Below are 26,168 nucleotides of genomic sequence, written 5' to 3'. Positions count from 1 at the left end.
TGTCGCGTCACCGTTCAAGACTCACCCACCGAGGAGCGGAACCTCTTGATCAACACGCCCTAGTGTGGTGACATGCCTGCAGCGCCGAAGGTCTTCGGAATCATCCTCGCCGGCGGCGAGGGAAAGCGCCTCATGCCTCTGACGGAGGACAGAGCCAAACCCGCGGTGCCCTTCGGCGGCCAGTACCGGCTGATCGACTTCGCGATCTCGAACCTCATCAACTCCGGGCTCCGCCAGATCGTCGTGCTGACGCAGTACAAGTCACACAGCCTCGACCGGCACGTGTCCCAGACCTGGCGGATGTCCGCTCTGTTGAACTCCTACGTGGCCTCGGTGCCGGCACAGCAGCGTCTGGGCAAGCGCTGGTTCTCCGGCTCGGCAGACGCCATCCTGCAGTCGCTGAACCTCATCCACGACGAGAAGCCCGACATCGTGGTGGTGATCGGCGCCGACCACGTGTACCGGATGGACTTCGAGCAGATGCTGGCCGCGCACATCGAGTCGGGAGCCAAGGCGACGGTCGCCGGCATCCGCCAGCCCATCGGGCTCGCCAACCAGTTCGGGGTGATCGATCTCGACCCGAGCGACAACGTCACGATCCGCGACTTCCTCGAAAAGCCCCAGAACCCGACCGGCCTGGCCGATGCGCCGCACGAGGTCCTGGCATCGATGGGCAACTACATCTTCGATGCCGACGCCCTGATCGCGGCTGTGGAAGCGGACGGCGAGCTGCCGGGCTCGAACCACGACATGGGCGGCGACATCATCCCCTATTTCGTGGGCCGCGGCGAGGCGGCGGTGTATGACTTCAAGCGCAACGACGTGCCGGGCTCGACCGATCGCGACCGCGACTACTGGCGGGATGTGGGCACGATCGACTCGTTCTTCGACGCGCACATGGATCTCATCTCGACGCTGCCGATCTTCAACCTCTACAACATCGACTGGCCGATCCACTCGCAGTCGGTGAACTCGCCGCCCGCCAAGTTCGTGCGCGACGGCGTCGGCCGTATGGGCAACGCGATCGACTCGATCGTGTCACTGGGCTCGGTGCTGTCGGGAACCCATCTGGAGCGCTCCGTGGTCGGCCCGTGGACGTTGTCGGGCGGCGGCTCGACGATCACCGATTCCGTGCTCTTCGATCACGTCCAGGTCGGTGCTGGCGCGCGGGTGCATCGCGCGATCCTCGACAAGAACGTCGTGCTGGAGCCGGGGGCGACGGTCGGCGTCGATCGCGCCTTCGATCTCGCGCGCGGCTTCACCGTGACCGACAGCGGCATCACCGTGGTGGGGAAGAACGCCTACGTCGCACGCTGACGGCCGATAGGTTGGACGGGTGCCTGACGCCCGCTTCCTCGTCGTGTTCGACGCCGACTCCACTTTGCTGCGCAACGAAGTCATCGAGCTCATCGCCGACGAGGCCGGCCGTGGCCCCGAAGTCGCGGCGGCCACCGAGGCGGCGATGCGCGGTGAAGTGGATTTCGCGACGAGTCTGCGCTCGCGCGTGGCCGAGCTGCGCGGCGTCCCGCTGAGCGCCTTCGACCGCGTGCGGGCGCGCGTAGAGCCCACCCCGGGAGCGGCCGAGCTCGTCGCCGCCATTCACGCCCGCGGCGGGAGGGCCGCCGTCGTATCCGGCGGATTCCACGAGATCCTGGACGTCATCGCACCCCCGCTCGGAATCGACGAGTGGCGCGCGAATCGACTGGCCGTCGACGGCGGTGTGCTGTCCGGCCTCGTCGATGGCGAGATCGTGGATGCCGCCGGCAAGGCCGCAGCACTGCGCGAGTGGGCCGCGGCATCCGGTGTTCCGCTCTCTCGCACGATCGCCGTGGGCGACGGCGCGAACGACCTGCAGATGATGGCCGTCGCCGGACTCGGTGTCGCGTTCAACGCCAAGCCCGCGGTGCGACGGCAGGCCGACCTCGTCGTCGGACCCGTCGACCTGCGAGAGCTCATACCGCTGCTTCCCTGACCCGACGCGAGCGCGTCCGCTGGCACCCCTGCCGCGATGTCGGTGGCACGGCGTACCGTCAGCGCATGGACGTCATCATGATTCCCGGCCTCTGGCTCGATGCATCGTCGTGGGACGATGTGCTTCCCCCGTTGCGAGCGGCAGGATTGCGCCCACGCCCCTTGACGATGCCGGGCCTGGGTGCCCCCGGCGACGAGAGCGCCGGTATCGGCATCGCCGACTGGGTTGCTGCGGCCGTCGCCGCGATCGACGAGTCCGCCGGCCCGGTTGCGGTCGTCGGCCACAGCGGGGGCGGCAACGTCGCATGGGGTGCAGCGGATGCCCGCCCGGAACGCGTCACCCGCGTCGTCCTGGTCGATACTGCGGTGCCGCACGACGGGGGCATGATCTCGGAGTTCGACGTCGTCGACGGCGTCGTGCCGTTCCCCGGCTGGGACTTCTTCGACGAGAACGACGTGGCTGATCTCGACGCGCAGACGCGGGCGCGCACCGCACCGCTGACCCGCTCGGGTCCCCACCGACGCGATCGCGCTACACGACGAACGTCGCTATCGGGTTCCCGTGACGGTGCTGTCGGGCTCACTGAACGACGAGGAGTTCCGTGGCTTCTTGGCACAGTGGGGCCGGTATGCCGACGAGTTCGCCGCCATCGATGACAGCGAGATCATCCGGCTCGGCAGCGGCCATTGGCCGCAGTTCTCCCAGCCACAGCGGCTGGGCGACGCGATCGCCGCCGCCATCACGCGAACACCCTCCGTGTCCTCCCCGCGGTGAGCGCAGCCGCGCGTCGAAGCACCGACGCCGCTCAGTGGCCCATGCCGAGGCCGCCGTCGACGGGGATGACGGCGCCCGAGATGTAGGCGGCATCCTCCGACGCCAGCCACGTGACGACGCCGGCGACCTCGTCGGGCGTCGCGAAACGGCCGGCGGGGATGTTCCGCTTGTATTCGTTCTGCGTGTCTTCGGGCAGTTCGGCGGTCATGTCGGTCTCGATGAATCCGGGGGCGACGACGTTGGCGGTGATCCCACGGCCTCCCAGCTCGCGGGTCAGCGAGCGCGCGAAGCCGACGAGCGCAGCCTTCGACGACGAGTAGTTGATCTGGCCCGGCGAGCCGTACAGGCCCACGACGCTCGAGATGAGGATGACCCGCCCCCACTTGGCCCGCAGCATGCCTTTGGACGCGCGCTTGACGACGCGGAAGGCGCCACCCAGGTTCGTCGCCACGACGGAGTCGAAGTCGTCCTCCGTCATCCGCAGCAGCAGCGTGTCCTTCGTGATCCCCGCGTTCGCGACCACGATCTCCACGGGACCGAGCTGCTTCTCGACGTCGCTGAACGCGGCATCCAGCGACGCGGCATCCGTCACGTCCGCGCGCACCGTGAACGTGCCCTCAGGACCCTCGCCGGAGCGGGCGGTGACCGCCGTGCGGTACCCCTCGGCGACGAAGCGTGCGGCGATCGCGCGGCCGATGCCGCGGTTTCCACCGGTGACGAGGACGACGCGATCGTGCGACATGGGGGCTCCGTTTCGCTGGGGAGTAACCGCCCCAGCCTACTCGGCGCGCCGGCGGCTCCCCGCTCTCGCACGGCGGCCGATAGGCTGGCACGGCGAGACAGGAGAGATCATGACCGACGCGACGAACCCTCAGTCCCCGGATGCCGCGGCCACCCCGCCGGTGACGCCTCCGACTCCGGCTCCTGCGGCGGATGCCCCCTACACGCCTCCGGCTCCGCCCGCCTACCAGCCTCCGGCATATCAGCAGCCGTCCTATCCCTCCGCACCCCCGGCGTACGGCGCGAGCACCGGCGCCCCGGTGCAGCCCGCTCCGGGCGCACCGCCCGTGTACGGGTCCGCTCCCTACTACGGGGCGCCCGCCGTGAAGACGAACGTGCTCGCCGTCATCTCGATGATCGCGTCGATCCTGGGCTTCGTGTGGATCCTTCCGCTGATCGGGTCGGTCGGCGGTGCCATCATGGGCCACATCTCGCTGAACCAGATCAAGCGCACGGGTGAAGGCGGCCGCGCAATGGCGCTCGCGGGCGTGATCGTGGGATGGGTCGGCACCGCGATCTCGCTCTTGATCATCGGCTTCTTCGTCTTCTTCATCATCCTCGGGGCCGCCGCCAGCTCGCGTTACGGCTCGTACTGATCGGGCGACGCCGCGCCTGCGACGCCCACGCGGCGTAGGCTGAGGGGACCGTGAAAAGCTCCCGTGCTCAGTCCGCCACGTCGTTGCCGCGCGCGCCGCGCGACGACGCGAGCGCGCGCATGACGAAGTACTTCACGATGATGGTCATACGCGTGATCTGCTTCGTCCTGATGGTGGCCGTCACCCCTTACAGCTGGTACACCTGGCTGTTCGGAGCGGGAGCGATGTTCCTTCCGTACTTCGCCGTGGTGATCGCCAACGTCGCCGCCGGATCGGCCGAACGCGCCATCGCCCCCGAGCGCGCGATCGAGGCCTCTCCGACCCCGCGTCCACCGTCGGACGCCCCGACCGCCGCGGTCGACGAGACGCCCCGCGTGATCAGACTGAGCGAGTCCTCGCGGCAGCCGCACGCACCCCGGACGCCGTCGGACGACTCATGACCGAGGCCATCTGCTCGAGGACCGGCTGCCGCGCGCCCGCGACGTGGCAGGTGCAGTGGCGCAATCCGCGCATCCACGCGCCCGAACGACGCAAGATCTGGGCCGCGTGCGGCGATCACGTCGACTATCTGCGCGACTATCTCGCCGCCCGCGACTTCCCGGTGGACGTGGTCGCCTTCGATGCGGAGGCGACCAGATGAGAGAACGCACGGCTCGGCAGCAGACGGCGATGCGCTGGGCAGGATACGTCGCGATCGCGATCGTCTTCGCCATCGTCTGCGCCTTTCTGTCGAACTGGCAGTTCACGCGCAACGCGGACCGCAGCAGCCAGCTCGCGCTGATCGCCGCGAACTACGACGCCGCTCCCGTGCCGCTGGACCAGGTGATCGGAACCGACGGGACGTTCCCGCCCGCAGACCAGTGGCGCCCCGTCACCCTCACCGGCGAGTACCTGACAGACCGGACGCTGTTGGCCCGAAACCGCGCCCACGGCGGGACCAGCGCCTTCGAGGTGCTCGTCCCGTTCCGGACGGTCGACGGTGCGGTCTTCCTCGTCGACCGCGGCTGGCTGCCGCCCGGCTCCTCCCAGCCCGAGCCGGACGCGATCCCCACTCCCCCCGCCGGCCAGGTACAGGTCATCGCGCGACTCAAGCCGGGCGAGCCGCTGCCGAACTCGGGACGCTCCGCGCCGGGCGGCCAGGTGCCGACCATCAATCTCCCCCTGATCGCGGAGACCACCGCTCAGCCCGCGCTCATCACGAGCGCCTACGGACTGCTGGTGTCGGAGCAGCCCAGCCCCTCGCAAGCGCCGAACGCCCTCGAGTCGCCGTCGGACGACCCGGGCCCGTATCTTTCGTACGCCATCCAGTGGATCCTCTTCGCACTGATGGGGTTCGTCTTCATCTGGTACATGATCCGCACCGAGATCCGTCACCGACGAGAGGATGCCGAAGACGCGGCGGCGGCAGCCTCGGCTGAGGCGGCCGAGTCCGCGTCACCCGACGAGGCGGAGCCTTCTGCGGCTGCCCGTCGCCGTCGACAGCGCGAGACCCGGCGACGCGATCGCGACATGCAGGAAGAAGACGCCCTGCTCGACGAGCTCACGCCTCGCTGAAACCGGTGCGAGCGCCAGCCCTCAGGCGAGCGTGATGAGGTCGACGTAGTCGCGACCCCAGATGTCCTCGACACCGTCCGGCAGGATCAGCACCCGCTCGGGGTTGAGAGCCTGAACGGCGCCCTCGTCGTGGGAGACGAGCACGACAGCGCCTTCGTAATGCGCGAGCGCGCCGAGGATCTCCTCGCGCGAGGCGGGGTCGAGGTTGTTGGTCGGTTCGTCGAGCAGCAGCATGTTCGCCGAGGAGACGACCAGCGTCGCCAGCGACAGGCGGGTCTTCTCACCGCCGGAGAGCACACCGGCGGGCTTGAGAACGTCGTCGCCGGTGAACAGGAACGAACCGAGCACCTTGCGCGCCTCGGTGGCGTTGATGTCCGGCGCCGCCGACATCATGTTGTCGAGGACCGAGCGGTTGACGTCGAGGTTCTCGTGCTCCTGGGCGTAGTAGCCGATCTTCAGGCCGTGGCCGGGCTCGATGACGCCGGTGTCGGCCTTGTCCACACCGGCGAGGATCCTGAGCAGTGTGGTCTTGCCGGCGCCGTTGAGGCCGAGCACGACCACTTTCGATCCACGATCGATGGCGAGGTCGACGTCGGTGAAGATCTCCAGCGATCCGTACGACTTGGAGAGGTTCTTCGCCATGAGCGGCGTCTTGCCGCACGGCGCGGGCTTCGGGAAGCGCAGCTTCGCGACGCGGTCCTCCTGGCGGACCTCCTCGAGGCCGGAGAGCATCTTCTCGGCGCGAGCGACCATCTGGTGGGCCGCGGCGGCTTTGGAAGCCTTCGCACCGAAGCGCGCGGCCTGCAACTGCAGCGCCGTCGCCTTCTTCTCGATGTTGACGCGCTCCTTCTTGCGGCGTTCCTCGTCGGCGACCCGCTGGCGCAGGTAGTTCTTCCAGTTCATGTTGTAGACGTCGATGACCTGACGCATCGCGTCGAGGTAGAAGACACGGTTGACCGTCTCGCCGACGAGTTCGACGTCGTGGCTGATGACGATGAGCCCGCCCTTGTAGTTCTTCAAGAACTCGCGCAGCCACACGACGCTGTCCGCGTCGAGGTGGTTCGTCGGCTCGTCGAGGATCATCGTCTGCGCATCGGAGAAGAGGATCCGCGCGAGCTCGATGCGGCGACGCTGGCCGCCGGACAGCGTCTTCAGCGGCTGGTCGAGGATGCGATCCGGGAGAGAGAGGTTGTGGGCGATGGATGCCGCTTCGGACTCGGCCGTGTAGCCGCCGAGCGCCTCGAAACGCTCCATGAGGTTGCCGTAGCGGCGCATCGCCTTCGCGGCCACCTTCTCGTCGGCATCCCCCATCTGCATCGACGCCTCCTGCATCTGCAGCGCCAGGGTGCCGAGTCCGCGCGCATCGAGGATGCGGGTGCGCGCGAGCATCTCGGGGTCGCCGGACCGCGGGTCCTGCGGAAGGTAGCCCAGCTCGCCCGAGCGCTCGACCTTGCCGTCGGCCGGCAGCAGGTCGCCGGCCAGCACCTTCGTCAGCGTGGTCTTTCCGGCACCGTTGCGGCCGACGAGACCGATCTTGTCGCCGTCGGAGACGCGGAACGACACCTCCGACATGAGCGTGCGAGCGCCCACGCGGATCTCGAGGTCGTGCACGGCAAGCACAGCAGACGTCCGTTCGTCGGGGATGGGGAACGGCCCGGAGACGGACCAGCCTCCCATTCTACCGTCCACGTCCGGCGTCGGCCGCCGCTCGAATACAGAGGTGCCAGACTCGGGACCATGCGATTGCGCCCCTTCACCGACGGCGATCTGACGCTGCCGTTCCTCGGCACGATCGCGTTCCGCGCCGATCGATGGCGTGATGCGCATACCCGCTCGAGCGTGCTAGAGGTGGACGGGCACCCCGTGGCCGCCGGCATCATGTGGACCTCGCGCGTGCACGCGGACCGGTACTGGGTCGCCATCGTGGTCGAGCCGGCATCGCGTCGCCGCGGTTACGGGAAGGCCGTGTTCGCCCACTTGTCGACACTGCGAGATGCGCCACTGGCCTTCATGACGCGCGGGTACGTCGACGACGATGCACTCGGCTTCGCCGACGCCCTGGGAGCACGGACCATACAGGTGGTGCCACCCGCGGACGTGCCGGCGGCGTCTCGCGCGGTTCTGCGGCCGCACCCGGCGGTGCAGAGCGTCCGCGATCTGCCCTGGGACGACGTCCTCGATGCCAACGCGGCCGTCTACGCCTGGACGCACGAGGGCTGGTCGCCCGTCGCTCCGGATTTCGCGGCGGCTCTCTCGGAAGACCTCGAGGCCGAGGTCGACCGCGACGCGAGCAGCGCCGCCGTCGTCGACGGCGAGATCGTCGCGCTGGCGCTCGTCTATCACGACTCGACACCCTCGTGCCTCACGGCGGAGACCACGAGGAGGGAGACGGCCGACGGTGAGCGCTTGATCGAGGCCTGCGTCCGGCGCTCCCTCGACGTGCTGGCAGCTCGCGGCGTCGAGTGGGTCACCTTCGACGGCCATGTCAGCGATCCGCACTTCCTCCCCGTATGGGCGCGCCTCTCACCGAGGGGCCGCTGGTTCCGCCTCGTCGAGATCCCTCCGGCCGGCGGCTGACGAGCGAGCAGGACGGGTCATCCTCTGCTCGCGCACGCCGTCGTCGACACGCACGGTTCCGTCGGGCACGAATCCGTGCTTCGCATAGAAGGCCTGCGCGCGAGGATTGGGATCGGCCACCCACAGCATGTGCGCTGCGGATGCTGGGGCCACCGCGTCCAGGAGAGCGGCGCCGACGCCGGTGCCGTGGTGATCGGCAAGGACGTAGAGCACGTGGAGCGCACGATCCGGAGTGCCATCCGTCCGGTCCTCTTCCGGGGTGGGACCGGTCATCGCGATCCCCACGACCTCGTCGTCGACGAGGGCGACGGCCGCAGCGACCTGCGCGAAGCGGGGGTCGTCGCCCAGCACCGCGGTCCAGAAGCGCTCGCGGCGGTCCACGAAGTCGGGCGCGTCGAGGATCTCGTCAGCCATGAGGCCGCGGTACGTCTGCCGCCACCCCTCCACGTGCACGCGCGCCATACCGGCGGCATCCGCGGGACGAGCGGAGCGAACGGTGAAAGTCATCATGCGGCGAGTGTAGTCAGCGAGGCGGGACCGGGATCGCGACGGGCTATCGCCGTCAGATTGTCTCGATGCGACAACGAATCGTCCTCTCTTCCATCGATCTCGGCCAGGTGGCCCGCGTGGGGAGACTCTAGGCTGAGCCGTGACCCGTCCGCCTCTCGAAGGAGACCGCATGTCCCTCGCCGCCGCAGGCCGCCGCCTCGTGCTCGCCGATCTCATCGCCCGCCCGACCGACCGGGCCCGCGCCGCCGCCCTGGACACAGCCCTCGTGATCGCGGGCGCCGCCGTGGTCGCGGTGCTCGCGCAGGTCGAGGTTCCGCTCTGGCCCGTGCCCATCACGGGACAGACTCTCGCCGTCGTCGTCGTGGGCGCCGCGCTCGGTGCCCGTCGCGGCGCCGCCGCTCTCCTCACCTACCTCGCCGCCGGCCTCGCGGGTCTGCCGGTCTTCGCCGGGTTCACGGGAACCATCGCAGCCGTCGCCAAGCCGAGCTTCGGGTTCATCATCGGCTTCGTCTTCGCCGCCTTCGTCGCGGGATGGTTCGCGGAGCGCGCGTGGGACCGACGTCCCGTCCTCGCGTTCGTCGGCTTCGTGGCGGCGAGCGTGATCCCGTTCCTGTTCGGTGTGCCCTACATGGCCTTCATCCTGAACACCGTCCTCGGCAAGGGACTCGGTATCGAGGCGATCCTCGCCGCCGGTGTCACCCCGTTCATCCTTGGCGGCATCGTCAAAGCCGCGCTCGCTGCGCTGCTGATCCCCGCTGCCTGGGCGGGCGTCCGCGCCCTGGAGCGCCGGTCCGGTCGCTGACCCTCACCGCGCAACGACGACGGCCCCGACCACTGCGGTCGGGGCCGTCGTCGTGTCTCTCGCGGCGTCAGCCCTTCGCGACCGCCACCGCAGCGGCCAGCTTCTGCGTGATGGTCGGCAACGCCCAGGGCAGCGTCAGCGCGGTCGGCGAGACTGCCGCCACGTTCTCCGCGCCCACCATCGCCACCACGGCCCCCTTCTTCACGGCGGGGATCAACTGACCTCGCGCGGAGCCGAGGAACTCGTCGAGCGTCTTCTGGTCCTCGCCCTGCGTGAAGATGACCTGAGCATCGATCTTGTCGAGGTTCTCCTGGCTGACCGTGGTGTAGAAGGTGCCCTCGCCCTTGTCCAGGGAAGTCACGCTGGGCGGCGAGACGAAGCCGAGGTCCTGCAGGACCTCCACCCGGGGATCGGCCGGGAGATACATGTAGAAGGTATCGACGTCGTCGTCCACGTAGGCGATCGTGACGCCGGCGAACTCGGGGTGAGCGGCGGCCGCGTCCTTCACCTGCGCGTCGAGGCTCGTCAGCAGGTCGGCAGCCTGCGTGCTCATGCCGAGAGCCTTGCCGGTGATCGTGATGACATCACGCCAGGGGGTCGCCCACGGCGCGGTCGGGTAGGCGACGACGGGGATGCCCGCCCCCGTGATGGCGTCGTAGTCCTTCTGCGTGAGCCCCGAGTAGGGTGCGAGCAGCACATCCGGGTTCGTCTTCAGCAGTTCCTCGAGCGGGACGTCGTTCGAGCTGACGTCGAGGATGGTGGGCTTGGCGCCTCCGAGCTTGTCGACGGCATCCGCGATCCACGGCGGCATCTTGTCGTCGCCGCCCGAGTAGTTGTCGGCGGGGATCGCGACGGGCTGGATGCCGAGGGCGAGAACGGCGTCCGCCGCACCCCACCCCCACGTCGCGATGCGCTCGGGCTTCTTCTCGATCGTGGCGTCTCCGAGCGCCGAGGTGATGGTGACGGGGAAGCCGTCACCCGAAACGCTCTCGGAGGTGGTGGGCGCCGCGGATCCGGCGGCGCAGCCGGACAGCAGGAGTGCGGTCACTCCGGCGATCGCGGCGAGTCCGAGTGCTGTGCGGAGTCGTCTCATGGGTCTTCCTTTCTCAGGGACGTGCAGGGATGGCGCCGTCGACGCGTGCGGAGGCGCTCGCCGACGGGACGGGGATGATGATCGGCGTACCGGTGAGAGGATCGGGCATCACCAGCGACGCCAGCCCGAACGCCCGACGGATCGTCTCGGCGGTCATGACCTCGGTCGGAGCGCCGTGGGCGATGACGCTCCCGGCGTGCATGACGACGAGCTCGTCGGCGTACCGGGCGGCCAGGTTGAGATCGTGGAGCACCGCGACGACCGTGGTTCCCCGTTCGCGGTTGAGATCGCTCAGAAGGTCGAGCACCTCCAACTGGTGGCTCAGATCGAGGAAAGTGGTCGGCTCGTCGAGCAGCAGGATGCGCGGATCCTGCGCGAGTGCCATCGCGATCCACACGCGCTGACGCTGCCCGCCCGACAGATCACCTACGGGCCGCTCTGCGAGGTCTGTGATCCCCGTCCACGCCATCGCCTCGTCGACCCGCGCCGTGTCCTGGGCGCTCCAGCGCTGCAGCAGTCCGCGGTGGGGATGACGGCCGCGACCGACCAGCTCGGCCACCGTGACGCCGTCGGGTGCGGTCGGATGCTGCGGGAGAAGTCCGACGGTCTGGGCCAGCTGACGGCGCGGGATGCCGCGGACATCCGCGTCGTCGATCTCCACGCGACCCGCGAGCGGCGGGTGGAGTCGGGCGAGTGTTCCCAGCAAGGTGGACTTACCCGATGCGTTGGCGCCGATGATCATCGTGACGCGCCCGGGAGCGAGCTCGAGGTCGAGGTCGTCGATGACACGTCGGGAGGGGTAGCCGGCGGCGAGGGCACGCGCGGCGAGGCGCGGTGCCTCCGGAGACGACGTCATAGCTGGCGTCCTTTCGATGTGGCGAGCAGCCAGAGCAGGAAGAGGGCGCCGACCGCACCGGTCACGATGCCGACGGGCATGCTGACGCCCGGGATGGCGTACTGGGCGACGAGATCGGCGGCCGACAGCAGAACTGCGCCCAGCGCAGCGCTGGTGCCGACCCCGACGGCGCCGTGCCGCAGGAGCCCGCGGGCGATGGCGGGAGCGCACAGCGCGATGAAGGAGATCGGTCCGACGAAGGCGCAGGTCACGGCGGTGAGGAGCACCGCGCTGGTCACGACGACCAGACGAACCGGCGCGCTGGCGACGCCGAGCCCGTGCGCGCTCTCCCGCCCCAGCTGCACGAGCGGCAACCACCGCGATGCGACGACGAGCGCCGGAAGCAGCGCGATGATGACGATCACGACCACGACCACCTGCCACCACGGCGTCGAGGACAGGCTTCCCGTGAGCCACAGCAGCGCGAGTCGCGCCTCCTCGACCTTCGCACGCACCATCAACAGGTTGATGAGAGCGGCGGTGAGGAACGAGACGCCGATGCCGGCCAGGATGAGGCGGAACCCGCCGTCGCGCAGTGAGCGTCCGGCAAGAGCGAGCAGGACGGCGACAGCGGCTCCGCCGGCGAAGGCGAACACCGCCAGGAGCGGTCCGGTGGTCCCCAGGACGAGGATCGCCGTGACGGCGGCGAGACCGCTTCCACCGGAGATGCCCAGCAGGTCGGGACTGGCCAGAGGGTTGCCGAGGAAGGACTGCAGGAGCGCTCCGGCGGCGCCCAGCGCGGCCCCGGCCACCAGCGCCATGGCGGCGCGCGGCGCCCGCACCTGGAAGACGACGTACTGCTCGATGTGCGTCCCGGACCCGGTCAACGTCGCCCAGAGACGGTCGGGGGCGATCGGGTAGTCGCCCACGGAGCCGGCGACGACGACGGCGACGACGGCGAAGACGATGACCGTGCTCACCACGATGCGGTGACGGCGGGCGGCGGCGCGGCGGACGGCCAGGGTGGCACTCACAGCATGCTCCGACGCGGCTGCAGCACGAGTGCGATCAGGACGGGGGCGCCGATGATCGCGACGACGATGCCGGCCTGCACTTCGCCAGGTGGCGCGACGACGCGTCCCACCACATCGGCCAACAACAGGAAGACCCCGCCGTAGAGCATCCCGAGAGGCAGGAGTCGCCCGTAGCTGCCCCCGACGACGGCACGCAGCGCGTGCGGGACGAGCAGCCCGAGGAAGACGATCGGGCCGGCGATCGCGGTCGCCCCGCCGCACAGGAGCACGGTCGCGACGATGCCGAGCACGCGACTGCGACCGACGTCGTGCCCGAGGCCGGCGGCGGTGTCCGCACCGAGAGCGAAGAGGTCGAGGCCGCGGGCGGATGCCAGGGCGAGAACGGCACCGACGACGAGTGCGGGCAGCACGAGTGCGACGGCATCCAGACCTCGAGTCGACAGGGCTCCGGCCGCCCAGTACCGGTAGACGTCGAGCGCGTAGGAGTTGGTGTTGAGGATCAGGAAGGTGACCGCGCTGAGCCCGGCAGTCACGGCCGCGCCGGTGAGTGCGAGTCGCGCAGGCCCGGCCTCGTTCCCGCGGCCTCCGATCAGCGCGACCGCGACCGCCGCCACGGCGGCGCCGCCGAACGCGAACCAGACGAAGCCGTCCGGCGTCGACATCCCGAACAGCGTGATCGCGGCGAGCACGGCCACGGAGGCCCCCGCGTTCAGACCGAGCAGTCCGGGATCGGCGAAGGGGTTGCGCGTGAGGCCCTGCATGACCGTTCCCGCCAGAGCGAGCGCGGCGCCCGCGCAGACGCCGATGACGGTGCGGGGCACGCGCTGTGTGACGACCACGATGTGATCGGGGTTGGCGGCGTCGAACGACGCCAACGCGTGCCACACGTCGACCGGGGCGATCTGCCGCGCTCCGACTCCCAGCGAGAGCAGGACGAAAACGGCCAGGAGGGCAGCTCCGGTCACCGCGACGACCAAGGTTCGGCGCGGTCGTACCGGCGCGCTCATTCGACGCGCTCGGACTGACCGCGTCGCCAGTAGCCCATGAAGGCGACACGCTTACGGTCGACGCCGCACTCCGACACGAGAAGCCGCCGGAGAGTCTTGACCGTCGCCGACTCCCCCGCCATCCACGCATAGAACTCGCCGTCGCCATCCTCGGGGCTGTCCCAGAGCAGGTCGCGATCGACGTCGATCTCATCGAGGGCCTGAGGCCGGGGCGCCGCGGCGCGCGCGAGCACCTCGGCGTGATCCCGCGTCCACCCGGTCACCGCTTCGATGAGCGCGACCCCGTGCGGTCGGTCTGCCCGCACGATCCAGCTGAGCCGCGCGCCGGATGCCGCCGGCAGCTGCGGTCGCAGCGCATCGTCGTCGTCGGGCACCTCGACGAACGCGTCGATCTCGCACCGCGGATCCAGTGACTCCAGGATGCTGCAGATCGCGGGAGCGGCGGTCTCGTCTCCGGCCAGCAGCAGCCGTCGGGCGGTGCCGGGATGCCAATCCAGGCCGATGCGCGACTGGGGGCTGCGCTCATCGGGACCGATGATGACGAGCTCGTCGCCGACGGCAGCGCGCGCGGCCCAGGATCCCGCCGGACCGGCATCGTGATGCACGACGAAATCGACGGCGAGCTCGCGAGCGGCGGCATCCACACGACGCACCGTGTACGTGCGGAACGGGTTGCGGCGCGCAGACGGCAGCGCCCGCCATCTGTCGTACCAGTCGCCGGCGTGCTCCGCCTGACCGAAGTCGGAGTATCCCCCCGCGACATCGGCCAGGGGCAGGACGATCTTGATCCGCTGATCGAGACCCGCGGTGCCGAACCACTCCAGCTCGGGACCGGTGAACCATACCCGCACGAAGTGCGCAGAGAGCCGCTCGACGGCGCGGACACGGACGGCATACGGGCAGTAGGCCGGGCGGACGGCGGTCGCAGATTCGGTCACACCCTAAGGGTAGCCTTACCTTCGTCAGATGTCACACCGGTGAGCCGACGAGACGTCCGATTCGCGCAATGGCTTCGGTGAGAACCTCCGGCCCGCAGCCGAAGTTCACGCGGACGTGACCTGTGCCCTGCGCTCCGAAGTGCGGGCCGTGATGGACAGCCACGCGCGCCTCGGCGAGGATGCGCCCGGCCGGGTCGTCACCCCAGCCGTAGGCACTCAGATCCACCCAGGCGAGGTAGCCCGCGTCGGGCAGGCGGTAACGAGCGCGAGGCAGGTGTGCGGCGAGGAGGTCCGCGAGGAGATGACGGTTGAGATCGAGTCGGGCGCGCAGGGCGTCGAGCCACTCATCGGATGCCGCGTCCAGTGCCGCGACACTGGCGATCGCGCCGAACAGCCCCGTACGCCACTCCACCTCCGACGGCAGGCCGCGCACGACGGCGGCGGTCCGTTCGTCCCCGGTCACCATGACCGCGCACTTCAGCCCTGCGAGATTGAACGCCTTGGAGGGGCTGGTGACCGTGTAGCCGACCGCGGCAGCTTCCGCCGATGACGCGAGAAACGGCGTGAAGGTCGCATCGTCGTAGACGAGCGGCGCATGGATCTCGTCACTGATGACCATGGCACCATGTCGCGCGGCGATCCGGGCCAGCGCGGCCAGCGTCTCACGCGAATGGACGGTACCGGTGGGGTTGTGGGGATTGCACAGCAGCACGGCGCGCGCGCCGTCGGCCAGCGCCGCGTCGATGCCGTCCAGGTCGAGTGCCCAGGCCGCACCCGTATCGCGCAGCGGCACGGGTGCCACACGGCATCCGGCTTCTTCCACCGTCATCGTGAAGGGCGGATACACCGGTGGGGTGATCACGACCGCGTCACCGGGCGCGGTGACCGCGCGCAGGATCTCGACGACGCCCATCATCACGTCACCCGTCGTCCGCACGCGGTCGGCATCGACGACCCAGTCGAAGCGGCGAGCGGCGAACGATGCGAAGGCATCGCGCACGCCGGGATCGGATGGTGTGTACCCGGTGTCGCCGAGCTCCACCGCCGTGCGCAAGGCGCTCGTGATCAGCGGCGCGAGGGGGAAATCCGTCTCCGCCACGAAGAGGGGAAGGACATCGGAACCGTACGTCCGCCACTTCGTACTGGAGCGCCGTTGCAGGGTCTCCAGCGGAAGTGCTTCCAGAGGAATGATGCTCACCCCTCGAGCCTAGCGACGGCGACGCTGCGGCCGCGCAGACGCCGACATCTGATGACGATCAGATAGCGAACCCCAGCGCGCGCATCATGTCGCGTCCGTCGTCGGTGATGCGTTCCGGTCCCCACGGCGGCATCCACACCCAGTTGATGCGGAAGCGATCGACCACGTCGTCCAGGGCCTGCGCGGTCTGCTCTTCGAGCACGTCCGTGAGCGGGCAGCCCGCCGAGGTCAGCGTCATGTGAATGACGAGGGCGTCGTTCTCCTCGTCCCAGCTGAGATCGTAGATGAGACCGAGGTCGACGACGTTGATTCCGAGCTCGGGATCCATCACGTCCTTGAGCGCCTCGGTGACGTCGTCGTACTTCTCCGGACTGAGGGTCGCAGTCATGCGTTCGATCCTATGCCTCGACGATGTCAGAGGGCTCGAGGTAGCGGTCATAGCCCTCGTCCTCCAGACGCTCCGCGAGTTCCGGGCCGCCCTCCTCGGCAACGCGGCCCTTCACGAGCACGTGCACGAAATCGGGCTTGATGTAGCGGAGGATGCGCGTGTAGTGCGTGATGAGCAGGACGCCGAGGTCCGTCGCCTCCTTGGCGCGGTTCACGCCCTCGGAGACGATCTTCAGCGCGTCGACGTCCAGCCCCGAGTCGGTCTCGTCGAGCACGGCGATCGCCGGCTTGAGCAGCTCGAGCTGCAGGATCTCGTGGCGCTTCTTCTCGCCGCCGGAGAAGCCCTCGTTGACGTTGCGGGCAGCGAACTTCGGATCCATGCGGAGGTTCTTCATCGCCTCCTTGACGTCCTTCGTCCACGTACGGATCGCGGGCGCCTCGCCCTCGATCGCGGTCTTCGCCGTACGGAGGAAGTTCGTGACGGTCACCCCGGGGATCTCCACCGGATACTGCATCGCGAGGAACAGCCCGGCACGAGCGCGCTCGTCGACCGACATCGCCAGCACGTCCTCGCCGTCCAGAGTGATCGTGCCCTGGGTCACCGTGTACTTGGGGTGACCGGCGATCGTGTAGGCGAGCGTCGACTTTCCGGAGCCGTTGGGGCCCATGATCGCGTGCGTCTCCCCGGTGCGCACGGTCAGGTCGACGCCGTTGAGGATGGGGGTCTCCCCCGCGTCGGTCTCGACCGTCACGTGGAGGTCGCGGATCTCGAGAACAGCCATGTCAGTTACCTTCTTCAGTTCACATCTTTGAGGACAGCGGGATCGATCAGGACGTCGTCCCCGTCGATCGTGACCGCGTACACGGGCACCGGCTCATAGGCCGGAAGGTTCAGGGGGCGACCGGTGCGCAGCGAGAAGGCCGAGCCGTGGGCCCAGCACTCCAGGGTCTCCCCTTCCACGAACCCGTCCGACAGCGAGATGTCGCCGTGCGTGCACGTGTCGCCGATCGCATGGACCTCACCGTTCGAATCCAGGACGACGGCCATCGGAACGCCGTCGATCTCGACGCGCACCGCGGTGTCCTGGGTGAGGTCGCTGAGGCTGAGCGCCTTCTGCGCGGTCATGCGTGTTCTCCTTCGGCCGCCGTCGCCAGAGCCAGCTCGTCCTCGATCGCGGCGATGAGCTCGTCCTGCAGGGCCGGCACATCGATCTTCTGGACGATCTCGGCGAGGAATCCCAGCACGACCAGACGTCGAGCCTCGTCCTCCGCGATTCCCCGCGCCTGCAGGTAGAACAGCTGCTCATCGTCGAAGCGCCCGGTCGCGCTCGCGTGTCCCGCGCCGCGGATGTCGCCCGTCTCGATCTCGAGGTTGGGGATCGAGTCGGCGCGTGCACCATCGGTGAGCACGAGGTTGCGGTTGGCCTCATACGAGTCGGTGCCCACGGCATCCGGTCCGATGAGCACGTCACCGACCCAGACGCTGCGCGCGGACTCGCCCTGCAGCGCTCCCTTGTAGAGCACGTCTCCGACCGTCTGCGCACCCTTGTGGTGCAGGTAGACCTGGCTCTCCAGGTGCTGACCGGCGTCGGCGAACGACAGACCGTAGAGTCTGCCCTCCGCACCTGCTCCCGCGAGCTCGACAGACGGGTTCACGCGAACGACGCGTCCGCCGAGACTGACCACGACGTGGGTCAGCGTCGCGTCGCGGTCGACCCGCGCCTGGTGAGATGCCAGGTGAATGGCGTCATCGTCCCAGCGCTGTACCGAGACGACCGTCAGCGCGGCGCCGTCACGAACGATGATCTCGACGTTCTGCGCCTGCTGTGCGGTACCGGCGTGGCGCAGCACGACCGTCGCCCGTGAGTGCGCCTGTGCCTCGATCACGACGTGCGCATGCGCGACACCGCCGCGTCCGGTCAGCTGCACGACGATCGGCTCCTCGAGTTCGACGCCCGAGGGGATGCGGATGAGCGGAGCCTCGTCCTCCTGCGCCCAGGCGATCGCGCTGACACGGTCCTCGGGACGGAAGACCTCACCGCGTGGGGCCTCCCCGACGCGCAGACGGATCTGCTCGACGGACGAAGGCGCACTCACGTCGACGCCGATGACGTCGTGGGGGGCGGGCTCGTCCCGCAGCAGGTCGCCCAGGAGCGCCAACGGGGTGTGCTTCCAGTTGACTTCGCGGCCGGTCGGCACGGCGAAATCGGAGGGGTCGAACGAGGTCGGCCGCTCCGATCGGGTCTGCACCGGCACGAAGCCGGAGACCAGCGTGGCCGCAGGGTCGATGTGACCCTCCGCCCGGATGCTCTCGCCGGCGGGGGTCTGAGTCGCTGTCGTCATCAGCCGACGGATCCTTCCATGCCCATCTCGATGAGCTTGTTGAGCTCGAGGGCGTACTCCATGGGCAGTTCGCGTGCGATGGGCTCGATGAAGCCGCGCACGATCATCGCCATCGCCTCGTCCTCCGGCATGCCGCGGCTCATCAGGTAGAAGAGCTGCTCTTCGCTCACCTTGGAGACCGTGGCCTCGTGACCGAGCTGCACGTCGTCGACACGGATATCGATCGCCGGATACGTGTCCGAACGCGAGATCGTGTCGACCAGGAGCGCGTCGCAGCGCACGGTGTTCGCCGAGTGGTGGGCGTTGGCGTCCACGCGCACCTCGCCGCGGTACCCGGCCCGGCCGCCACCGCGGGCGATCGACTTGGAGACGATCGAGGACTGCGTGTAGGGAGCCATGTGGATCATCTTCGCGCCGGCATCCTGGTGCTGTCCGGGACCGGCGAAGGCGACCGAGAGGGTCTCCCCCTTCGCGTGCTCGCCCATGAGGTAGATGGACGGGTACTTCATCGTGACCTTCGAGCCGATGTTGCCGTCGATCCACTCCATCGTCGCGCCTTCGTGGGCGATGGCGCGCTTGGTCACCAGGTTGTAGACGTTGTTGGACCAGTTCTGGATCGTCGTGTACCGCACGCGCGCGTTCTTCTTCACGATGATCTCGACGACGGCCGAGTGCAGCGAGTCGCTCTTGTAGATCGGCGCCGTGCAGCCCTCGATGTAGTGGACGTAGCTGTCCTCGTCGGCGATGATCAGCGTCCGCTCGAACTGGCCCATGTTCTCGGTGTTGATGCGGAAGTACGCCTGCAGCGGGATCTCGACGTGCACGCCCTTCGGGACGTAGACGAACGATCCACCTGACCAGACGGCCGTGTTGAGGGCGGCGAACTTGTTGTCCCCGGCCGGGATCACGGTGCCGAAGTACTCTTCGAAGAACTCGGGATGCTCGCGCAGCGCCGTATCGGTGTCCATGAAGATGACGCCCTGCTGCTCCAGGTCCTCGCGGATCTGGTGGTAGACGACCTCGGACTCGTACTGTGCGGCGACGCCGGCGACGAGGCGCTGACGCTCCGCCTCCGGGATGCCCAGCTTCTCGTACGTGTTGCGGATCTCCTCCGGGAGGTCCTCCCACGACTGCGCCTGCTTCTCGGTGGAGCGTACGAAGTACTTGATGTTGTCGAAGTCGATGTCCGAGAGGTCGGCACCCCACGTGGGCATCGGTTTGCGCCCGAACAGCTGGAAGCCCTTCAGTCGGGTCTTCAGCATCCACTCGGGTTCGTTCTTCAGCGCCGAGATCCCGCGGACGACGTCCTCGTTGATCCCGCGCTGGGCGACGGCGCCGGCGGCGTCTTCGTCGTGCCAGCCGAATTCATAGACGCCCAGTCCCTCGAGTTCGGGACGGTCGATGAGCACATCCGACATGGGGTTTGCCTCCTTCGTGCCCGGCGGTGTCATCCGCTCCGGCATTCCTGCGCCTGCGCCTGTCTCACGATCGGAGTGTCGTGGGCGAAGGTCGGATGCCGCTTCCAGGGCCGTTTTCGTGTCGTTTTCTCCGACGTGGTCTTCGTCGGGGCGTGCACCGCGCGCGCCTAGACTGTAGGTGGCGTGACGCGCTTCGCGCGCCGCTGTTCCCACCCCTTCAGTCTATAGGCAACACCCCGACACGGGGGTGGCCGGCGCCCGTCCGGGCGCGCATCCGGGAGGCGACCCCACTTTGTCCGCACCACAGACCTCCAGCGCCGAGACCACCACCGCGGCTCCCGCACCCGCGGACGGGCGCGGACTGCTGTCGCGACTTCCCGCGCGTGTCGGGCGCCCGACACGCGTCCTCGCGTGGCTCGTGCTGATCAGCAACATCGTCATCGTCGGCACGGGCGGTCTCGTCCGGCTCACCGGCTCGGGCATGGGCTGCGAGACCTGGCCGTACTGCACCCCGGATTCGCTCGTCCCGACGCAGGAGCTCGGCATCCACGGCCTCATCGAGTTCGGCAACCGCACGCTGACCGGCGTCCTGGTGATCGTGGCCCTCCTCGCCTTCCTGTCCGTCGTGCGCCTGTGGCGCACGCGTCCGGAACTGCCGAGGCTCGTGCTCGCGATCGGCATCGGCATCATCCTGCAGGCCGTCATCGGCGGTGTCACCGTGTGGCTGCACCTGCACCCCAGCATCGTCGGGCTGCATTATCTGCTGTCGGCCGCGCTCGTCGCGATCGCCGCCGCCTACGTCGTCCGCGTGTACGCGAAGCCCGGCCGGCGAGAGCTCGTCGTCCCGCGCGGCTACGCCGTCGTGGCGCACGTGACGAGCGTCGTCGTTCTCATCACGGTGGTCATCGGCATCCTGCTGACCGGCTCCGGCCCGCACGCCGGAGACACCGCCGCCGCCCGCAACGGCCTCGACCCGATTTTCTGGCAGCACGTGCACAGCTGGCCCGCCTACGTCCTTTTCGCGCTCACGCTGGTGCTGTTCGGGTGGTCCTACCGGCTGGGTGCGACGACGGGCATGCGGCGATGGACGGGTCTGCTGCTCGGCGTGGAGCTGGTGCAGATCGCGATCGGGCTGTGGCAGGCGCGCACGGGCCTTCCGATCGCTCTCGTGAACGTCCACATGATGCTCGCCGTGACACTCGTGGCGGCGATGACCGCCGTGATCCTGCACATGAAGCAGCCGCATGACATGCTGGGTGCCGGCGAGCGCTCCACAGCGATCTCATAGCCGGCGCATCACCGCTCCTCTGGTGGTTCGCAGATAGTCGATGTGTCGCCGCGCGTGCGGCGACGTGACAGAAGGAGCTTTCCCATGCCCAACACCGCCCGTGTGATCCGCAGCATCCCGTTCTGGGTGCTCGTGGGCGGCTCGCTCGTCGCCGTCGGCGGCGGCGTCTACCTGCTCGTCGACAAGCTGACCGTCATGGCCAGCACGCTCGCCGACGGCACCGCCACCGGTGTCGAGGTCTACGCCGGTCAGATCTGGGCCGTTCTCGGCGCGATCCTCATCGGCGTCGGCCTCATCGGTCTGGCTCTGGCGCTGACCCTCGGCACCATCGGCTCGATCGCGCGCGCCGTCACGCCGAGCGTCGTCCCCCAGGAGATCGACGTGGTCGAGGTCGTGGAGCCCGCGACGGTCGCCGCCCCGGCGGCCGAGACGATCGCCGCCCCGACTGCGGACGCCGACGAGTCCGCTGCTGCGACGACGGACCGCCCCACGGTCTGATCGCGCACCGAACGACACGAAGGCGCCGGCTCCTCGAGGAGTCGGCGCCTTCGTCGTCCGTTCAGAACGGAAGCAGCGGATCGATCGCGATGGCGACGAACAGGAGCGTCAGGTACGTGATCGACGCGTGGAAGACGCGCATGGGGCGGATCTGCTCTCCGCGGACGGCACGGTTGTAGAGCACGTGGGACTCGACGATGAACCAGCCGCCGAACACGAGAGCGGATGCCGTGTAGACGAGACCCATGCCCGCGACGGGAATGAGCAGAAGCGAGGAGGCGACGGTGGCCCAGGCGTACAGGATGACCTGCAGCCCGACCTGCTGGCCGTTGCGCGTCGCACCGAGCATCGGCACGTCCGCTTCCTGGTAGTCGCCCTTGTACTTCATCGACAGCGGCCAGTAGTGCGGCGGGGTCCAGAGGAAGACGAGGAGGAAGAGGACGAAGGGGGTCCAGGTCAGCGATCCGGTGACGGCCGACCATCCGATGAGCACCGGGAAGCACCCGGCGATGCCGCCCCAGACGATGTTCTGCTCGGTGCGGCGCTTCAGCAGCATCGTGTAGATGACCACGTAGAAGAAGATGGCCACGGCGCTCAGCGTTGCGGCCAGCCAGTTGGTGGCCAGCAGCAGCCAGAGCGTGGAGCCCACCGCCAGGCTCCAGGCGAACACGAGAGCGCCTCGCGGAGTCACCTCGCCCGTGACGAGCGGACGATTCTCGGTCCGACGCATGTGCGCGTCGATGTCGCGATCGAGGTACATGTTGAAGGTGGCGGCCGATCCGGCGCTCATGGCGCCGCCGATCACCGTCGCCAGCACGAGCCACAGGTTCGGCATCCCGCCCTGCGCCAGGATCATCACCGGCACCGTCGTCACCAGGAGCAGCTCGAGCACGCGGGGCTTGGTCAGCGCAACGTAGGCGCGGATCTTCTGGCCGAGGGGCAGGCCGATCGCGACATCGTTCCCGGCGGACACGCTCGACTGCACCATGCCCGCAGACCCCTTCCCCGGCTCACTCCAGACCTTCCCCCAGTCTAGGTCACGAGGCCATCGGGTGATCGCCCGAGCCGCAGCCGCCCACCGCCGATCGGTCGAGGTTCGACGGCGAATTGTCACGGACGACACATGCGGCCTGCGACCCGCGGCACTTCGCTAAGCTGAAAACACAGGCGTCGCCGAGCGCCGGCAGGCAGCGCTTCGACGCCGCCGAGGCCGGCTGGAGAGTCGGACGCACTCCCCTCTTTTCGAAAGGGCACCACGTGTCGGAACTGGTTTGGGATGAGATCGATCGGCGCGCGGTGGACACCGCTCGCGTGCTGGCCGCGGATGCCGTGGAGAAGGTGGGCAACGGACACCCCGGCACGGCGATGAGCCTCGCGCCGGCCGCATACCTGCTGTATCAGCGTGTGCTGCGTCACGATCCCTCCGACACGCACTGGCTCGGCCGTGACCGCTTCATCCTCTCCGCCGGACACTCCTCGCTGACGCAGTACGTGCAGCTCTATCTCGGCGGTTTCGGGCTCGAGCTGTCCGATCTCGAGTCGCTGCGCACCTGGGGCTCCCTGACGCCGGGCCACCCGGAGTACGGCCACACGAAGGGTGTCGAGATCACGACGGGCCCGCTCGGCCAGGGCCTGTCCTCGGCTGTGGGCTTCGCGTACGCGGCCCGCTACGAGCGCGGCTTGTTCGACCCCGAGGCGGCGGCCGGCACGAGCCCGTTCGACCACTTCGTGTACGTGATCGCGGGCGACGGCGACCTCCAGGAAGGAGTCACCAGCGAGGCCTCGAGCCTGGCCGGTCACCAGAACCTCGGAAACCTCATCGCCATCTACGACTCGAACCAGATCTCGATCGAGGACGACACCAACGTCGCCTTCACCGAGGACGTCGCCGCCCGATACGAGGCCTACGGGTGGCAGGTCCAGACGGTCGACTGGAAGAAGACCGGGGAGTACGTCGAAGACGTCGCCGAGCTGTACGCCGCGATCGAGGCCGCCAAGGGCGAGACCGACAAGCCGTCGCTCATCATCCTGAAGACGATCATCGGATGGCCCTCGCCCGGCAAGCAGAACAGCGGAAAGATCCACGGCTCCGCCTTGGGCGCCGACGAGCTGGCGGCGACGAAGAAGGTCCTCGGGTTCGACCCGGAGAAGTCCTTCGTCGTCGACGACGACGTGATCGCGCACACGCGCGCTCTCCAGGAGCGGGCCACCGAGGCGCGCGCGGCCTGGCAGGTCGACTTCGACGCGTGGGCTGCGGCCAACCCCGAGCGCAAGGCACTGCTGGAGCGTCTGGAAGCCGGCGAGCTGCCCGCCGATGTCTCCGTCCCGGAGTTCACCTCCGGTAAGGACGTGTCCACGCGCGCCGCTTCGGGTCAGGTCATCAACGCGCTCGCCGCGCAGCTTCCGGAGCTCTGGGGCGGTTCCGCCGACCTGGCCGAGTCGAACCTCACGACGATCAAGGACGCCAAGTCGTTCATTCCCGCCGAGTGGTCGACCCACGAGTGGTCGGGCGACCCGTACGGGCGTGTGCTGCACTTCGGCATCCGCGAGCACGCGATGGGTGCGATCGTCAACGGCATCAAGCTGCACGGTCCGACACGCCCGTTCGGCGGCACGTTCCTGATCTTCAGCGACTACATGCGCCCGCCGGTGCGCTTGGCCGCTCTGATGGACATCCCCTCGATCTTCGTGTGGACGCACGACTCGGTCGCCCTCGGCGAGGACGGACCGACGCATCAGCCGATCGAGCAGCTGTCGACGCTGCGCCTCATTCCGAACTTCACCGTGGTGCGCCCGGCGGATGCGAACGAGACGTCCGCGGCCTGGCTGGAGATCGTCCGTCGCACCAGCGGCGGCCCGGTCGGCATCGCGTTGACGCGTCAGAACATCCCCGTGTTCCCCCGCGGCGAGGCGGGCTTCGCGACGACCGACGGCGTGGCGAAGGGTGCGTATGTGCTCATCGACGCCGAGGGCGGACAGCCCGACGTGATCATCATCGCGACCGGCTCCGAGGTGCAGCTGGCCGTCGCGGCCCGCGAGACCTTGGCCGCCGAGGGCATCCAGGCGCGCGTCGTCTCGGCCCCGTCGCTGGAGTGGTTCGCCGAGCAGGATGCCGCCTACCGCGAGAGCGTGCTGCCGGCCGCCGTCACGGCGCGCGTGTCCGTCGAGGCCGGGTCGACCCCGCTCTGGCGCGGCATCGTGGGCGATGCCGGCCGTACGGTCGGCATCGACCACTTCGGCGCCTCCGCCGATTACAAGACCCTGTTCGAGAAGTTCGGTATCACCACCGATGCGGTCGTGGAAGCGGCCCGCGCAACCGTCAAGGAGAACGCATGAGCACCCCCACCCCGGGCTCGACCCCGACCCAGCAGCTCGTCGACGCCGGCGTCAGTATCTGGCTCGACGACCTCTCCCGCGCGCGCATCGCGTCGGGCAACCTCGCCGACCTGATCTCGTCGCGCAATGTCTCAGGCGTCACGACGAACCCGTCGATCTTCCAGGCCGCCATCGGCAACCAGAACGACGACTCGTACGACGCACCGCTGGCCGCGCTGGCCGAAGGCGGCGCGGATGTCGACGCCGCGATCTTCGAGCTGACGACCACCGACGTGCGTGACGCCGCCGACATCTTCCGCGGCGTGTTCGACGCGACGGGCGGCGTAGACGGCCGCGTGTCGATCGAGGTCTCCCCCGATCTCGCCCACGACACCGACGCCACCGTCGCCGAGGCGGAGAAGCTGTGGGCCAAGGTCGACCGGCCCAACGCCCTCATCAAGATCCCCGCGACCAAGGCCGGCCTGCCCGCGATCACCGCGGTCATCGGCGCGGGCATCTCGGTCAACGTGACGCTGATCTTCTCGCTCGAGCGGTACGCCGAGGTCATCGACGCCTACCTGGCGGGCCTGGAGCAGGCGAAGGCGGCCGGGCATGACCTGTCCGGCATCCACTCCGTCGCCTCGTTCTTCGTCTCGCGCGTGGACACCGAGGTCGACAAGCGTCTGTCGGCTTTCCAGAACGAGGATGCCGAGGCGCTCAAGAGCCGTGCGGGGCTGGCGAACGCGCGTCTGGCGTACGAACTCTTCGAGCAGCGGTTCGCGACCGCGCGCGCTCAGGAGCTCATCTCCGCCGGTGCGAACGTGCAGCGTCCGCTGTGGGCATCGACCGGCGTGAAGGACCCTGCGCTGCCCGACACGCTCTACGTCACCGAGCTCGTCGCGCCCGGCACCGTCAACACGATGCCGGAGAAGACGCTCGAAGCCACCTTCGACCACGGTGTCATCACCGGCGACACCGTCACCGGTGCCTACGATGACGCGCACCTGGTCTTCTCTCAGCTCGCGGAACTCGGCGTCGACATCACCGATGTCACCCAGACGCTCGAGGACGAGGGTGTCGCGAAGTTCATCGCATCGTGGCAGGACCTCAAGAAGACCGTCGCCGAGGCGCTGGCGAAGGCCCCGGAGACCAGCCGGTGAGTTTCGAGATCCACGTCTCGGGTCACGTCAAGCAGGTCGTCGACCAGACCGTTCCTGGTCTGGTCGACAGCCTGGTCGCCAGCGGTATC

27 protein-coding genes and 1 pseudogene are annotated in these 26,168 nt (G+C 68.8%); 13 read left to right on the top strand and 15 right to left on the bottom strand.

The features are described 5' to 3' along the window. Nucleotides 1–72: 72 nt before the first annotated feature. The 3 genes and pseudogenes from glgC to AS96_RS13180 all read left to right on the top strand — a co-directional run bounded on the left by glgC (nt 73) and on the right by AS96_RS13180 (nt 2,746). Nucleotides 73–1,317 carry a glucose-1-phosphate adenylyltransferase gene (gene glgC / locus AS96_RS13190; RefSeq protein ID WP_036290606.1) on the top strand — a complete coding sequence of 415 codons (1,245 nt, stop codon included), beginning with the start codon at nt 73–75 and terminating at the stop codon, nt 1,315–1,317. A gap of 19 nt (nt 1,318–1,336) precedes the next feature. Continuing rightward, nucleotides 1,337–1,972, top strand: a complete 636-nt coding sequence (gene serB, locus AS96_RS13185; protein ID WP_036290604.1) for a phosphoserine phosphatase SerB — start codon at nt 1,337–1,339, stop codon at nt 1,970–1,972. A gap of 77 nt (nt 1,973–2,049) precedes the next feature. Continuing rightward, nucleotides 2,050–2,746 (top strand): annotated as a pseudogene (locus AS96_RS13180) (alpha/beta fold hydrolase). Nucleotides 2,747–2,777: 31 nt separating this feature from the next. On the opposite strand, the gene fabG reads toward AS96_RS13180, so the two are convergent. Then, nucleotides 2,778–3,488 carry a 3-oxoacyl-ACP reductase FabG gene (fabG, locus tag AS96_RS13175; protein ID WP_036290602.1) on the bottom strand — a complete coding sequence of 237 codons (711 nt, stop codon included), beginning with the start codon at nt 3,486–3,488 and terminating at the stop codon, nt 2,778–2,780. 109 nt (nt 3,489–3,597) lie between these two features. Here fabG and AS96_RS13170 point away from each other — a divergent pair, with 109 nt between their 5' ends. Genes AS96_RS13170 through AS96_RS13155 form a run of 4 tightly spaced genes read left to right on the top strand, consistent with a single transcriptional unit; the run spans nt 3,598 to nt 5,676 of the window. Then, complete coding sequence (locus AS96_RS13170) at nt 3,598–4,122, top strand: DUF4190 domain-containing protein (RefSeq protein ID WP_036290599.1); 525 nt, start codon at nt 3,598–3,600, stop codon at nt 4,120–4,122. 50 nt (nt 4,123–4,172) lie between these two features. Further along, nucleotides 4,173–4,562: a DUF3099 domain-containing protein gene (locus tag AS96_RS13165; RefSeq protein ID WP_036290596.1), complete on the top strand. Its 390-nt coding sequence runs from the start codon at nt 4,173–4,175 to the stop codon at nt 4,560–4,562. Continuing rightward, nucleotides 4,559–4,762 carry a hypothetical protein gene (locus AS96_RS13160; protein WP_036290595.1) on the top strand — a complete coding sequence of 68 codons (204 nt, stop codon included), beginning with the start codon at nt 4,559–4,561 and terminating at the stop codon, nt 4,760–4,762. The genes AS96_RS13165 and AS96_RS13160 overlap by 4 nt, the downstream gene beginning before the upstream one ends. Then, the gene (locus AS96_RS13155) at nt 4,759–5,676 is read left to right on the top strand and encodes an SURF1 family cytochrome oxidase biogenesis protein (RefSeq protein WP_036290592.1); all 918 of its coding nucleotides are present in this window, start codon (nt 4,759–4,761) and stop codon (nt 5,674–5,676) included. Before AS96_RS13160 ends, AS96_RS13155 begins: the two co-directional genes overlap by 4 nt. 21 nt (nt 5,677–5,697) lie before the next feature. Here AS96_RS13155 and AS96_RS13150 read toward each other — a convergent pair whose 3' ends face one another. Beyond that, the gene (locus AS96_RS13150) at nt 5,698–7,296 is read right to left on the bottom strand and encodes an ABC-F family ATP-binding cassette domain-containing protein (protein ID WP_036290590.1); all 1,599 of its coding nucleotides are present in this window, start codon (nt 7,294–7,296) and stop codon (nt 5,698–5,700) included. Between the two features lie 117 nt (nt 7,297–7,413). Here AS96_RS13150 and AS96_RS13145 point away from each other — a divergent pair, with 117 nt between their 5' ends. Continuing rightward, on the top strand, nt 7,414–8,253 hold the full coding sequence (locus tag AS96_RS13145; RefSeq protein WP_036290588.1) for a GNAT family N-acetyltransferase: 840 nt from the start codon (nt 7,414–7,416) through the stop codon (nt 8,251–8,253). Here the strand turns inward: AS96_RS13145 and AS96_RS13140 are convergent. Next, the gene (locus AS96_RS13140; protein ID WP_051498885.1) at nt 8,200–8,763 is read right to left on the bottom strand and encodes a GNAT family N-acetyltransferase; all 564 of its coding nucleotides are present in this window, start codon (nt 8,761–8,763) and stop codon (nt 8,200–8,202) included. The two genes, AS96_RS13145 and AS96_RS13140, sit on opposite strands and share 54 nt — an antisense overlap. A 169-nt stretch (nt 8,764–8,932) precedes the next feature. On the opposite strand from AS96_RS13140, the gene AS96_RS13135 reads away from it, so the two are divergent. Next, on the top strand, nt 8,933–9,565 hold the full coding sequence (locus AS96_RS13135) for a biotin transporter BioY (RefSeq protein ID WP_036290585.1): 633 nt from the start codon (nt 8,933–8,935) through the stop codon (nt 9,563–9,565). Nucleotides 9,566–9,632: 67 nt separating this feature from the next. Here the strand turns inward: AS96_RS13135 and AS96_RS13130 are convergent, their stop codons facing one another. The 11 genes from AS96_RS13130 to sufB are packed head-to-tail and all read right to left on the bottom strand — an operon-like array spanning nt 9,633 to nt 19,818. Continuing rightward, entirely contained in the window at nt 9,633–10,658 is a 1,026-nt protein-coding gene (locus AS96_RS13130) for an iron-siderophore ABC transporter substrate-binding protein (RefSeq protein WP_036290582.1), read from the bottom strand. 13 nt (nt 10,659–10,671) lie between these two features. Then, entirely contained in the window at nt 10,672–11,514 is an 843-nt protein-coding gene (locus tag AS96_RS13125) for an ABC transporter ATP-binding protein (RefSeq protein ID WP_036290579.1), read from the bottom strand. After that, nucleotides 11,511–12,527, bottom strand: coding sequence for a FecCD family ABC transporter permease (locus AS96_RS13120; RefSeq protein ID WP_036290576.1), 1,017 nt, complete (start codon nt 12,525–12,527; stop codon nt 11,511–11,513). Before AS96_RS13120 ends, AS96_RS13125 begins: the two co-directional genes overlap by 4 nt. Further along, complete coding sequence (locus tag AS96_RS13115; RefSeq protein WP_036290574.1) at nt 12,524–13,534, bottom strand: FecCD family ABC transporter permease; 1,011 nt, start codon at nt 13,532–13,534, stop codon at nt 12,524–12,526. The genes AS96_RS13120 and AS96_RS13115 overlap by 4 nt, the downstream gene beginning before the upstream one ends. After that, nucleotides 13,531–14,472 carry a siderophore-interacting protein gene (locus tag AS96_RS13110; RefSeq protein WP_036290571.1) on the bottom strand — a complete coding sequence of 314 codons (942 nt, stop codon included), beginning with the start codon at nt 14,470–14,472 and terminating at the stop codon, nt 13,531–13,533. The genes AS96_RS13115 and AS96_RS13110 overlap by 4 nt, the downstream gene beginning before the upstream one ends. A gap of 31 nt (nt 14,473–14,503) precedes the next feature. Next, entirely contained in the window at nt 14,504–15,670 is a 1,167-nt protein-coding gene (locus AS96_RS13105; RefSeq protein WP_155947592.1) for a MalY/PatB family protein, read from the bottom strand. A gap of 58 nt (nt 15,671–15,728) precedes the next feature. After that, nucleotides 15,729–16,058 (bottom strand): metal-sulfur cluster assembly factor, encoded by a 330-nt coding sequence (locus tag AS96_RS13100; protein WP_005049292.1) that lies wholly within the window; start codon nt 16,056–16,058, stop codon nt 15,729–15,731. A gap of 10 nt (nt 16,059–16,068) precedes the next feature. Beyond that, nucleotides 16,069–16,839: a Fe-S cluster assembly ATPase SufC gene (gene sufC, locus AS96_RS13095; protein WP_005049291.1), complete on the bottom strand. Its 771-nt coding sequence runs from the start codon at nt 16,837–16,839 to the stop codon at nt 16,069–16,071. Between the two features lie 14 nt (nt 16,840–16,853). Then, entirely contained in the window at nt 16,854–17,183 is a 330-nt protein-coding gene (locus AS96_RS13090; RefSeq protein ID WP_036290568.1) for a non-heme iron oxygenase ferredoxin subunit, read from the bottom strand. Beyond that, complete coding sequence (gene sufD, locus AS96_RS13085) at nt 17,180–18,400, bottom strand: Fe-S cluster assembly protein SufD (RefSeq protein WP_036290566.1); 1,221 nt, start codon at nt 18,398–18,400, stop codon at nt 17,180–17,182. The genes AS96_RS13090 and sufD overlap by 4 nt, the downstream gene beginning before the upstream one ends. Continuing rightward, nucleotides 18,400–19,818 (bottom strand): Fe-S cluster assembly protein SufB, encoded by a 1,419-nt coding sequence (sufB, locus tag AS96_RS13080; protein ID WP_005049286.1) that lies wholly within the window; start codon nt 19,816–19,818, stop codon nt 18,400–18,402. Before sufB ends, sufD begins: the two co-directional genes overlap by 1 nt. A gap of 292 nt (nt 19,819–20,110) precedes the next feature. Between sufB and AS96_RS13075 the strand changes: the two genes are divergently transcribed. Both AS96_RS13075 and AS96_RS13070 read left to right on the top strand, forming a co-directional pair. After that, entirely contained in the window at nt 20,111–21,106 is a 996-nt protein-coding gene (locus AS96_RS13075) for a COX15/CtaA family protein (protein ID WP_036290563.1), read from the top strand. Between the two features lie 84 nt (nt 21,107–21,190). After that, complete coding sequence (locus AS96_RS13070; RefSeq protein WP_036290561.1) at nt 21,191–21,604, top strand: hypothetical protein; 414 nt, start codon at nt 21,191–21,193, stop codon at nt 21,602–21,604. A gap of 61 nt (nt 21,605–21,665) precedes the next feature. Here the strand turns inward: AS96_RS13070 and AS96_RS13065 are convergent, their stop codons facing one another. Further along, on the bottom strand, nt 21,666–22,592 hold the full coding sequence (locus tag AS96_RS13065) for a heme o synthase (RefSeq protein ID WP_016465326.1): 927 nt from the start codon (nt 22,590–22,592) through the stop codon (nt 21,666–21,668). A 269-nt stretch (nt 22,593–22,861) separates the two neighbouring features. Here AS96_RS13065 and tkt point away from each other — a divergent pair, with 269 nt between their 5' ends. Together tkt and tal are read left to right on the top strand one after the other, a co-directional pair. Next, nucleotides 22,862–24,940 (top strand): transketolase, encoded by a 2,079-nt coding sequence (gene tkt, locus AS96_RS13060; RefSeq protein ID WP_036290558.1) that lies wholly within the window; start codon nt 22,862–22,864, stop codon nt 24,938–24,940. Next, nucleotides 24,937–26,079 (top strand): transaldolase, encoded by a 1,143-nt coding sequence (gene tal / locus AS96_RS13055; RefSeq protein WP_036290555.1) that lies wholly within the window; start codon nt 24,937–24,939, stop codon nt 26,077–26,079. The genes tkt and tal overlap by 4 nt, the downstream gene beginning before the upstream one ends. Nucleotides 26,080–26,168 lie beyond the last annotated feature (89 nt).

It is taken from the genome of Microbacterium sp. MRS-1, assembly GCF_000585455.1.
GTDB lineage: Bacteria > Actinomycetota > Actinomycetes > Actinomycetales > Microbacteriaceae > Microbacterium > Microbacterium laevaniformans.
Note: the sequence above shows the minus strand (reverse complement) of the source record. Positions and strands in the feature narration are given on the sequence as shown.